Source organism: Nostoc sp. NMS8 (genome assembly GCF_017115045.1).
GTDB lineage: Bacteria > Cyanobacteriota > Cyanobacteriia > Cyanobacteriales > Nostocaceae > Nostoc.
Map to the genome: position 1 here is coordinate 19,345 of NZ_JABXKK010000076.1, position 11,248 is coordinate 30,592.

The window sequence follows — 11,248 nt, forward strand, 5'->3', positions numbered from 1 at the left end:
CTGAGCTATTCGTCTGGTTTTAAAACTGCCAAAGTTTGTGCAAGTGAGAGTACTGCATCTACCAAACTAAAATCCCGTTTGTGTTCGCACAAGAATTGATATACTCGTGGGTTTTGCTCTTGAAAATCCACCAGTGAACTGAAGATTTTATCTGCTTCATTTCCCCGATCATCATTATTAAATGCCAGCCCAATTCTACTGATATTTTCGAGGAATTCTAGTGGCAAGTTATCTGGGTCTCTGCAATTTTATAGTTCCCGAACCACAAGTAAGAATACCATTTTGATAAATCGGATCGCTTAAGTGGATAGTGCCTGGTAATTTATTTTGACATATAATTGCGAAAGTTGTTAGTTCATTTTTAGAATTTTTAGTATTAGGTACAATAAAGATACCACTAACATAACCTATTACTGGTATTTTGACGAACCATCCCTTTTTTACATACTCTCGTCGGGGATTTGCATAATTGAATGCAGAGATCGGGGTTATTTTTATAGAATAGTTATAGTTTTTTGACGAGTTTGACATTTGTTCTTTAAGAGCAATATCTATTTCATAAATAGACTTACTAAAAATGCCATTATGCTCTAAAAAGTATGTCTGCTGACCACGAGTCATCATGCCAATTGAAGCCAGTCCTACTGATGATGTACCCCAATTTTCATTACTAAAATTTAAAGGGAATAAATTATATAGAATTGGTGGCAATATAATCCAGATAACAGGAATAAATGCTAGCAAAAACAAAGCTTTAAATCGTATTTTTTTATCAAATTTTAAGAAAAGATTCATGACTATTTTCTGGCCGAGATAATTTGTTTTGTTGACGAACACTCTGAAGTCTTTAACACAACCTCTTAGTTCAAGTTTTCCCATAGCACAGGCTTTTCTAACAAATTGCTGACCGCAGAGAAGGCGGGGACTCCCGCAATACGTTAAAAAAATAAGCCACCCTCCATTTATCCAAGAATTTAAATCACCGCAACCAGAATTGATGGCGCTTTCTCGTTAGCTGGAATAAAGACCCGCTTGTGCCATTGAATGATTTCAGTAAAACATCCCACAGCCACAAATCTGTCAGCCAACGATAAAGCATTGACTAATTCAATACGGCGTTCGTTGGCGATTGTAGAACAACGCAAAGTTACACCTCCGGGCAACTGAACTGCTCGGAATAGTTCTCGTTGAGTACTAATGAAACCAATGACTCTGGAGAAAGCAGTTTATTCTTCAAGCCTAGTTGTTCGGTATCAAAATTACTCGAACCTAACTTATCCAATAACTCAAAATATATTGGGATAGACCTCTTATCCCAAACTACGCTAATCATTAACAGATTAATACACCCCCAGTTAGTCCGGTCAATCACTACATAAAGAACTTTATTCAAATGTTGCAGCCTGACAGACGAGAGGTCGTTTAACGTCACGATTAGCAAAATACCCTCGCCCCAGTGTCAGATAATGATGAAAATAAATAGCCAACAGTGAAAGATACTGCCCCAAAATCCACGCAGGGGACTCAACTTTAAATAAAAATATCGATGACAAACTCTGTACCTTTGCCTGGTGCGGAAGAGCAGGTTAAATGACCTCCATGCTGTTCCACTACAATCGAGTAGCTAATCGATAATCCCAAACCCGTACCACTGCCCACAGGCTTGGTGGTAAAAAAAGGATTAAATATTCTCTTAAGTGTTGATTCACTCATGCCTAGACCATTGTCAGCAATGCGAATCAGCACTCTATCAGGATGCGGAATTTCAGTGCGAATGCAAATTGTCGGGAGGGAAAATGTTTCACTTGTGATTCCCCAGTTGCTAGTCCCCATTTCCAAAGCATCAATTGCATTACTCAAGATATTCATAAATACCTGATTGAGGGCACCGACATAGCAGTTAACCAAAGGCAGTTGACCATATTCTTTAATCAATGCGATCATTGGGCGGTTAGCATTAGCTTGGAATCGGTGCTGTAAAATTAACAGTGTACTATCAATACCAGAGTGAATGTCCACTGGTTTAATTTCCGCTTCATCTAAGCGGGAGAAGTTACGCAGTGATTCAACAATATGTTTAATACGTTCAGCTCCAGCTTGCATTGAGTCGAATAGTTTAGGTAAATCCTCCATCAAAAAGGGTAAATCAATAGACTCTGCTGTAGTTTGGATCGCCTGCACTGGAGTGGGATAATGTTCTTGATAAGTTTTGATGAGTTTTAACAGACCCTGCATATAAGTTTCTGTATGAAACAGGTTGCCATAAATGAAGTTTGTGGGATTGTTAATTTCGTGAGCAACTCCTGCAACCATTTGCCCCAAAGACGACATTTTTTCTGCTTGAATTAGTTGAGATTGAGTTTGTTGAAGATGGTCTAGGGCGAGGGTCAGTTCAGAATTTTGGTTCTCTATTTTGAGGATATTACCGTAGGAACGAAGGGAAGAAATCACGACTGTAATCAGCTTTTGCCGTGTCAGTTCTGTTTTGAGCCGATAGTCGTTAATATCGTAGTCCAGAATCACCGAGGCTTCCGGTGCTTCTCCAGGCTGACCTGTACGTAAAACAATTCGTACTTGATGGTTGTGCAATTCTGCGCGAATATACTGTACCACCTGTAATCCAGCATCATCTGTTTCCATAACGACATCCAGCAAAATTAACGCCGTATCTGGATGTGTCTGGATTAAATACTTTGCTTCTTTACCAGAGTGGGCATGGAGAAACGTCAGAGGTTTACTCTCAAAAGTGCAATCTTCGAGTGCCAGGATTGTGGCTCGATGGACTAATACATCGTCATCGACGATCAAGACTTTCCAAACTGCTACAGGTGCTGGTGGAGAGTTTGGAACCGCTTGGGAACCCCTATCAACTTCGTTGGCTGCTTGTCCGCCATTGTCATCTGCAAAGATAAACGTATCATCGTTGTCTACAAAGACAAAAAAAGCGTCAGTTTCTGAGTTGGAAACCCTTTGATTTTCGCTGGGCATATTCGATCATCCCTAATTCTGGCGTTCATGGAGTAACCTGTTGCTCAAGTGGAAGGGTTACTATAAATAGAGTTCCCTTCCCCACTTCGCTTTGCACATTAATCGTTCCCCGCAATTTTTGGGTGACTAGATTGTAAACAATATGCAATCCTAGTCCTGTTCCACCGCGATGCCTTGCTGTCGTGAAGAAGGGTTCAAAAATGCGGCTAAGATGCTTTTTGGGAACACCACAGCCATCATCACGGTACTGAACGATGGCTCGATCGCCTTGCTGGAACACCTGAAAGTGCATTTCCCCAGTTTCTTCGGGCTGATAGGCGTGCATGAGGGAGTTCATCACCAAATTGGTGACAACTTGTGCCAATGCACCTGGATAAGTGCTAATGGTTACAGTATCATCGCCAGTTATAGTTACCGTATGTAGTGTTTTTCTTAAATTTGGTGCCAAACTAAAAAGCGTTTCTTCCAGATAAAGTTTAACCCTAATAGTACGTTGCTCCAGGTTGGTTTGATCGACAGCAACCTGTTTGAAACTTTGCACCAACTCTGCGGCACTATTAAGGTTTGTCAAAATAATGTCTCCACATTCTTTAGCAATGTTCAGGTAGTTGGTCAAATCTGCCCGTTTCAGCTGCCCCTGCTCAACTGTGGTGATGAGAGTAGTAGTTTTATCAATGAGGGTTGATACCAGTGTAATGCTAGTACCAACAGGGGTGTTGACTTCATGAGCAACCCCTGCTACCAAGCTACCTAAAGCAGCCATTTTCTTGGATTCCACGAGCTGATCTTGAGTCGTTTTGAGTTCTTTTAGGGCTTGGGAAAGTTGTTGAGTGCGATCGCTAACTTTCAATTCGAGAGTGTTATAGAGATTAGCATTTTCGATGGAAATGGCAGCTTGGGATGATAAGAGCTTGACAATTTCCAACCGATCTGGTGTAAACGCTTCCGTAGCCAGGTTATTTTCCAGATATAAAATTCCCAGCAGTTTACCCTGATGCAGGATGGGATTACACAGTAGGCTTTTGGGCTGGTGCTTTGTGATATAGAAATCAGCCACCAAAGCCGCCTCTATTCTGGCATCAGCGATGACAAGGGATTGTAGACTGCGTTTGACAATGTAAATCAGACTGACAGGAATATCAAAACTCCGATCAATTGGCAGTGCTGGCCCGATGCTGGGTTCTTGTCCTAGTTGGGCGATCGCTTCTACTCGCAAGTCATTCTCCTGCATCAACATCAGCACACATTTACTGGCTCCAGCATTGGTCATAATCGCATTGAGCAAGCCTTGGAGCAATTTGTCTAACTGAATCTCGCTAGACAAGCTCTGGGACGCTTTCAGGATGGTGGCAAAATCCAAGGCTTCAGAGATAGAAGTGCTGCTTGAGCTAGATGTTTGCGTCGGTTGATGAATCGTGCGGGCAGGTATAGCGAGGGCTTCTAAGGGCTGGAGAGTGAATTGCTTTTGTTGCAGAATAGATTGTAATAATTGTGGATAGCGTGTTTCCAAGTCATCGATTTTAGCTTTAGCATCCCAACGAGCATAGCAATAGTAAGCTTCTTGGATGTAAGCTTGAGCCACCTTTTCTTTACCCCAGTTAAGGTAGAATTTTGCTGCCAACTCATTGCTAAGTGCTTCTTCGTTGAGGTAGCCGTTTTCTTTAGCTAATGCAATGGCGCGATCGTAATACTCCATTGCTTTGAGTGTATCTCCTATCACTCGCGCTGTTTCTGCCTCAACTAAATCATATTTGTGCTGGAAGTTGGCTCCAGCACGATAGGCCCAGTAGCGCATAAATTTTTGGTTGTTAGCAACTTGATTTAAGCAACATTCCTGTTGATTGTGATCTGCTGGAGGCAGCAGCGCTTCGCTATCGCAGCTCGAATACTGTGCAAGTAATGACAAAGAGTAGTAAAAGTTATGTCCGGCAACAATTAGTGGACCAAAGGCTCCATCTACAAACTCAGTGGCTTGCTCTGCATTAGTTACAGCCTGTTCATACTTATCAAAAGTATAAAGTACAATTGTTTTGGCTACATATATGGCAAATAGTGACTGATGATTATGAGTGTTATGAAAATGCAGTAGCATTTCCCTCTCATCAAAATCAGTACCAGTCAGGTGAAATTGGTCAGAGGTTTGTCCGAGGAAGTTTAAAGTGAGTTGCCTCCAAATCTGGGCATAATCAAGACAATGCTTTTGTTTAAAGTTTAAAAGTAAATTAATATATTTTGCTTGCCTTTGATCAACAGAATTTAGAGGTTCTCCAATCAGGAATAAATGCATACACTCAGCCATCATTGAATAGCTAGCGTACTCGATGTCTCCGACCTCTAGGCCACACTGCATACCTTCTCGTAACAATTGAATAGTATTTCGACCATGCTCCTTGCAAGCACAGATAAAAGCGCCAAAGAGCATATAAATTTTGGAGCTAAGTTCTTTGGCATGGTATTGCTCTAGTAGCTCTAGAGATATCTGACCTGAGTGATAAGCAGTGTCTACATCTTTGATTACAGCACACAGAAATAAGCCATAGATTCCATAGACAAAAGCAGCCAAGGATGAATGTCCCTGCTCAAGACAAAGATGAAGCATTGTCAGCGCCACTGACGGAAACATCTCCGGTTTGACATGATGAACAGGAGGAGTAATGCTAATCAGCAACCGGAGTGCAGCCAGAGATTCAGGATCGATCATCTCTGGAATATTGGCTAAACTTGTCAACTCTGGTAGCCGTTTTAAATAATTTTCCTGCTCTACATCAGGTAATATCAACGGAATTTTTAACTGCTCTAATGCTTTTAACCCTGTTTCAATAGCTTGAACTTGCCGATCTTGGGCAATATAAATTTGCACTTTTAGCTCATAGGTCTTAATTCTGTCTAACAGATGCGCGGTTTGCTGCAATATCAAATCTGCTAAACTGATAGACTGTTCAAAGTGGGTGTTTAAGTATTCTGCTTCTGCGGCTTCCTCATACAGCGTTAGCGTCAGAGCATACTGATTTTGCCAGCTATCTGCTGCTAGCAGTTTTATTCCTAACATTAAATACTGAACCGCAGCAGTATAGGCAGTGGAAGCCTTAGCTTTCCGCCCAGCTAACAGATTTAACTCAGCTAGTTGATTGCGTTCAGTCTGTTGAGTAATTAACCCCAACCCGATGTTCAATTGACTAACAATCTGAAAAATCTTTTCTTGTTGCTCGTCCGGAGAAATATTATTTAATAGTAGCTGCCCCAGTTTGAAGTGAGTAATTTGTTTCTCATCTTCAGGAATTAAAAAATAAGCAGCTTGTTGCACACGGTCGTGTAAAAACTTATAAGTAACTGCTTGTGAACTTTGCCCTGCAATTGTTTGACTTTCTTGACCCACATAGAATTTGTAAACTTCAGTTTGAGGTAAAATTAACCCCTCTTGTAAAGCTTTCCAGATGGCTGTTGCGGTTTCGGCTTCTGAGGTTTGGGACATATTCGTAGAGGTTGCGCCTCTGGCGATCGCCAAAGTTGCCAAGTCAAATTCGTTCCCAATGCATGCTGCTAATTTCAACACGTCTTGCGTCGCTATTGGCAACTTCTGTAACTGCAATGCCATAAATTCAATAACATCATCGGTGATAGCTAATGCTTTCACTTCTGGAATGTCACACTGCCAATTTCCCCCATCAAAATCAAACTGGATCAGCCCATCTTCATGCAGTGCTTTGAGAAATTGAGTGCTAAAAAATGGATTACCTTTGGTTTTTTGATATACCAGTTTAGTTAATGGTTGGGCAATTTCTGGCGAACAATTGAGGGTATGGGCAACTAATTGATTTAAATTTGCTGTACTTAATGGCGTTAGTGTAACTGTATTAATTGTAACTTTAGCTTTTGCAATCTCTTCTAGTGTTAACATCAAAGGATGAGCAGCAGAAACCTCATTATCGCGGTAAGCTCCAATTAATAATAAATACCCCCCTTCTGAATCATCCATTAGCAACTGCATTAACTTCAAAGATGCTAAATCTGCCCACTGTAAATCATCCAAGAAAATTACCAGAGGATGTTCTTTGGTAGTGAATACTTGGATAAACTTTTGAAAGAGTAAATTAAACCGATTCTGTGCCGCAGTTCCAGATAAATTGGGTGCAGGTAGTTGTTGACCAATAATTTGTTCTAGCTCTGGAATTACCTCAATAATGACTTGCCCATTATCACCCAGCGCTGCTAAGATTTTGGTTTTCCAAGCTGATAATTGAGTATCATTTTCACGGCTTAATTGTCCCATTAAATCTCGAAACGTTTGGACAAAGGCAGAAAAAGGAATATTCCGATTAAATTGGTCAAACTTGCCTTTAATGAAGTAGCCTCGCTGTGCGACAATCGGCTTATGGACTTCGTTAATAATCGCCGTTTTACCAATCCCAGAAAACCCGGCGACTAACATCAGTTCCGTCTGATGATTTGTAACGCGGTCAAATGCTTCTAGCAAAGTTTTCACCTCATCTTCCCGACCATAGAGTTTTTCAGGGATAACGAAGCGATCGCTAACATCCCGTTGCCCAATCGGGAAACTTTCAACTTTGCCCGTTTGCTGGAGTTGATGCAAACAAGTTTCTAAATCATATTTCAGCCCGAATGCACTCTGATAGCGGTCTTCGGCATTTTTCGCCATCAATTTGCTGACAATTTCTGAGAGTATCGGCGCAATTTGGGGATTAATCTCATGCACCAAAGCTGGAAGTTTAGCAATATGGCAATGTACTAACTCCATTGGATCGTTTGATTGGAACGGTAATTGTCCCGTCAGTAACTCGTAAAAAGTTACGCCTAGAGAATAGAAATCAGTGCGGTAGTCTATGCCACGATTCATTCGTCCGGTTTGTTCGGGTGACAAATAGCCGAGTGTTCCTTCTAACACATTGGGACTTTTCAGGGTTTGGGTTTCCCGTGGTAGCAGAGATGCAATACTAAAGTCAATGAGTCTAATATCACGAGTTTTTGGATTAATCAAAATATTGGCAGGTTTAATATCTTTGTGAATAATCCGATGACGAATGAGAATATCTAATATATTGCACAGGGCGATCGCTAAAAGCAAAAATTCAATGACAGTTGGTACAGTTCCCCATTGCTTTAGGGAAATTCCCCCAAAGTCTTCCATTACCAATGCATAGCCATTCTGGTACGTTTCCAAGCTATAGGTTTGAATGATTCCAGGTAAGTTGAGGTTTTTAGCTACGGTGTACTGATTGCGAAATGACAAAAGCTCGATGAAACTGGGGTAAGGATTTTTCAGCAGCTTAATGACCACAGGCTGTTGGTCAGTCTCTCGAACTGCTTGATAAACCAAGGTTCTAGAACCGTTGTAGAGTTCTTCGCTGACTTGATAGCCGGGAATGGTAACTACACTGCTAATCATAATTCTTTTGAATTTTTAAGACCTTAGCATTTAGTATTCCCAAATCCGCCCCCATCAGTGAGAGATCAAGGTAAGTGCATTTTTTCAAGGGTGCGGAAGGTAGGTTACAGCAGTGCTAGTTAAAACAGTAATTTAATTCTGCTGTCTTCCTGTTGGTCGGCGATCGCTGCTTCTGGTACTGGGGGATGAGATGATATCGTGTCCGGTTAAAGACTTATCATAAAGGCCGCAGGGAGCAGGGGGAAAGAGGGTTTTCCGATTTCTGTATTACCTACCACCCCTCAACACCTTTTCATCTGTCAGTTTTAAATCTGGGAAGGTTAAACTCAGACGCGTTTAAAGCCTTTGACTTTTAAAACTTGGATCTATCTAACTTTGACCATCTACCAATTTTTTGATATCTGATAAAAGATTTGGTAGATGTGATTCTGCTTTATAACGTCCTCGACCTCGATAATTATCTACACAAGTAATACCACTAGTGAATTCTTTAATTCCTTTACTAGTTGTGACACGATTCCATCCTAACTCTTGCTCTGCTTTCAACTGTTCTCCGGCTCCAAAGCCTTGTACTGTAAAGAATTGCACTTTTTTATCCTCATTTTGCGGAAAATTTCAATTAGTTTGCGAATTTGGTAGGAAATTTTCAAATAGTCTGCGACAAATTTTCACTTAGTCTGCGACAAAACAAGCCAGAAACCTTATTATTTCGTTGAGAATTTTTCACCTAGCATGCGAACCGACAATGCTTGTGCTGCTGACGGTCTGCATCTAGTTAAACCAATGTTAGATGCTATTAGGTTTGGGGATGAGAAATGGATGATGAAATACAAAGATATTGCTCTATTGGACACAAATCTATACCGCAATAAGTGCTTGATTTTCTTGAAGAAACAGATTTAGAAGAAGTGAGAAGATTAGCACGCTCATCACAGAGGATGGATCACATATCAGCAACGCTACGTCATGTAATTATGGAACTGATTAATTTAGATGTTCCACCTGCCACTGCCAAGAGTTGTGCCGAAAAAGTTGTTGCTTATCACGGAGAAGATGCAGATAAAAAAGTGCTAATTAAAGAGGCTTATAAACTAGCTTTGCTGTGACGGATTTGGAGGAAAAGTGCTGAGTGTTTTGGAGTTGGAAGTTAGAGTTTAGTTATCAATCTCCTATTTCATAAAACTTATTCTGGATTACACAAATAGTAAGTAATTATTTTCATAATGAAAATTGCTGTATAGTTTGAGGTATGCCAGATTATACTCTTAAGAGTTGCTTTATGATTGCTCTACCTGGTATTGCCATCCAAGACAAGATATACGAAAGTTCTAATTCTCTAGTCTATCGAGGCATCAGAGACGATGGAGTAGGGATCATCGTCAAAATGCTAAAGCTTGATTATCCCTCTCCTCAAGAACTAACCCGCTACAGACAGGAATATAAAATTACCCGTTTCCTCAATCTGGAAGGAGTTATCAAGGCATACAGCCAGCAAGACTATCAACGCACTCTGGTGATTCTCTTAGAAGATTTTGGGGGAGAGTCCCTAGAGGAATGGATGCACAAGCGTCCAGATATCTTCTGCCCCATGTCTTTATCCACTTTTCTAGGTCTTGCGATCGCCCTCACAGACATTCTAGGCAGAATCCATGCAGCTAATGTCATTCATAAAGATATCAACCCTGGAAACATAGTTCTTAATCTGGATACTGGCGTTGTCAAAATTATTGACTTTGGAATTGCCACCCAATTTAACCGCACGAATCCGACTTTCAAAAGTCCTCATGTTTTAGAAGGGACACTTGCATACCTATCTCCAGAGCAAACTGGGCGCATGAACCGCTTACTCGATTACCGCACCGATTTTTACTCCCTTGGTGTGACGTTCTACGAACTGCTAACTGGACATCTGCCGTTTTCAACAACGGACATGCTTGAACTAGTCCATTGTCATATTGCTAAACAGCCTGTTCCGCCTCATGAAATAAATACAACGATTCCCAAACCAGTTTCAGATATCATTTTCAAACTGATGGCGAAAAATGCAGAAAATCGCTATCAGAGTGCTTGGGGAATCAAAGCGGATTTAGAAATCTGTGCTGAACAATTAGCACAAATCGGTCAAATCTCTAGCATTCAACTGGCACTTCAAGACATTTTAGGTCAGTTTCAAATTCCCCAAAAACTGTATGGACGGGACAAGGAAGTTGCAATGTTACTGGCCGCGTTTGAGCGCGTAGCGTGTCCAGAGTCAAATCGCGTCGCTGCTTTACCAAACAATTCGGAAACGACTTCGCAAAGGGAACAAGCAGGCAATCCAAAATTCCAAGTCGAAATGATGTTGGTATCTGGCTATGCTGGCATTGGTAAATCTGCGTTAGTGCAGGAACTCTATAAACCAGTCACTCAAAAGCGCGGCTATTTTATCTCTGGTAAATTCGATCAATTTCAGCGCAATATTCCCTATAGCGCGATCGCAGATGCTCTGCAAAAATTGGTGCAGCAATTGCTCAGTGAATCAGACGAACAAGTGCAACAGTGGCGATCGCGCCTGCTAACGGCGTTGGGAAGCAACGGACAACTCATTGTTGATGTCATTCCCGAATTAGAACTAATCGTCGGCAGACAGCCGCCATTACCCGAAGTTGGATCAACTGAGGCACAAAATCGGTTTAACCTTGTCTTTCAAAAGTTCATTCGAGCCTGCTGTTCCTGTGAACATCCTTTGGTTATTTTTCTAGATGATTTGCAATAGACCTGTCCGAAATATAAATTTGGGGACAAAAAATGGTAGAACGGAGATTTGAGCGTCTACCGTTGGTCTACCATAATGAAAAATCCACTTCATTATATTCA

The 11,248-nt window shown here is 41.1% G+C and carries 6 protein-coding genes and 3 pseudogenes; 2 read left to right on the forward strand and 7 right to left on the reverse strand.

Going from position 1 to position 11,248, the window contains the following annotated elements; all coding sequences use genetic code 11:
* Nucleotides 1–5: 5 nt before the first annotated feature.
* From HWQ39_RS14750 to HWQ39_RS14785, 7 genes and pseudogenes are all read right to left on the reverse strand, one after another.
* Entirely contained in the window at nucleotides 6–227 is a 222-nt protein-coding gene (locus tag HWQ39_RS14750; protein WP_292846074.1) for a hypothetical protein, read from the reverse strand.
* Nucleotide 228: 1 nt separating this feature from the next.
* Complete coding sequence (locus HWQ39_RS14755; protein WP_292846077.1) at nucleotides 229–795, reverse strand: type IV pilin-like G/H family protein; 567 nt, start codon at nucleotides 793–795, stop codon at nucleotides 229–231.
* A gap of 179 nt (nucleotides 796–974) precedes the next feature.
* Nucleotides 975–1,145, reverse strand: coding sequence for a hypothetical protein (locus HWQ39_RS14760; RefSeq protein WP_292846079.1), 171 nt, complete (start codon nucleotides 1,143–1,145; stop codon nucleotides 975–977).
* 113 nt (nucleotides 1,146–1,258) lie between these two features.
* Nucleotides 1,259–1,381, reverse strand: a pseudogene (locus tag HWQ39_RS14765) (IS4 family transposase); the annotation flags it as partial.
* Between the two features lie 149 nt (nucleotides 1,382–1,530).
* Entirely contained in the window at nucleotides 1,531–2,988 is a 1,458-nt protein-coding gene (locus HWQ39_RS34425) for an ATP-binding protein (RefSeq protein ID WP_366932274.1), read from the reverse strand.
* 25 nt (nucleotides 2,989–3,013) lie between these two features.
* Nucleotides 3,014–8,392 carry an AAA family ATPase gene (locus HWQ39_RS14780; RefSeq protein WP_292846082.1) on the reverse strand — a complete coding sequence of 1,793 codons (5,379 nt, stop codon included), beginning with the start codon at nucleotides 8,390–8,392 and terminating at the stop codon, nucleotides 3,014–3,016.
* A 372-nt stretch (nucleotides 8,393–8,764) separates the two neighbouring features.
* Nucleotides 8,765–8,932: pseudogene (locus HWQ39_RS14785) on the reverse strand (ISAzo13 family transposase); the annotation flags it as partial.
* A gap of 332 nt (nucleotides 8,933–9,264) precedes the next feature.
* On the opposite strand from HWQ39_RS14785, the gene HWQ39_RS14790 reads away from it, so the two are divergent.
* Both HWQ39_RS14790 and HWQ39_RS14795 read left to right on the forward strand, forming a co-directional pair.
* Nucleotides 9,265–9,498 (forward strand): hypothetical protein, encoded by a 234-nt coding sequence (locus HWQ39_RS14790; protein WP_292846085.1) that lies wholly within the window; start codon nucleotides 9,265–9,267, stop codon nucleotides 9,496–9,498.
* A gap of 173 nt (nucleotides 9,499–9,671) precedes the next feature.
* Nucleotides 9,672–11,144, forward strand: a pseudogene (locus HWQ39_RS14795) (AAA family ATPase); the annotation flags it as partial.
* Nucleotides 11,145–11,248 lie beyond the last annotated feature (104 nt).

Excerpts from the sequence above, each read along its gene's own strand:
- HWQ39_RS14755 (WP_292846077.1), bottom strand. The coding sequence starts at position 795 with ATGAATCTTTTCTTAAAATTTGATAAAAAAATACGATTTAAAGCTTTG.
- HWQ39_RS34425 (WP_366932274.1), bottom strand. The coding sequence starts at position 2,988 with ATGCCCAGCGAAAATCAAAGGGTTTCCAACTCAGAAACTGACGCTTTT.
- HWQ39_RS14780 (WP_292846082.1), bottom strand. The coding sequence starts at position 8,392 with ATGATTAGCAGTGTAGTTACCATTCCCGGCTATCAAGTCAGCGAAGAA.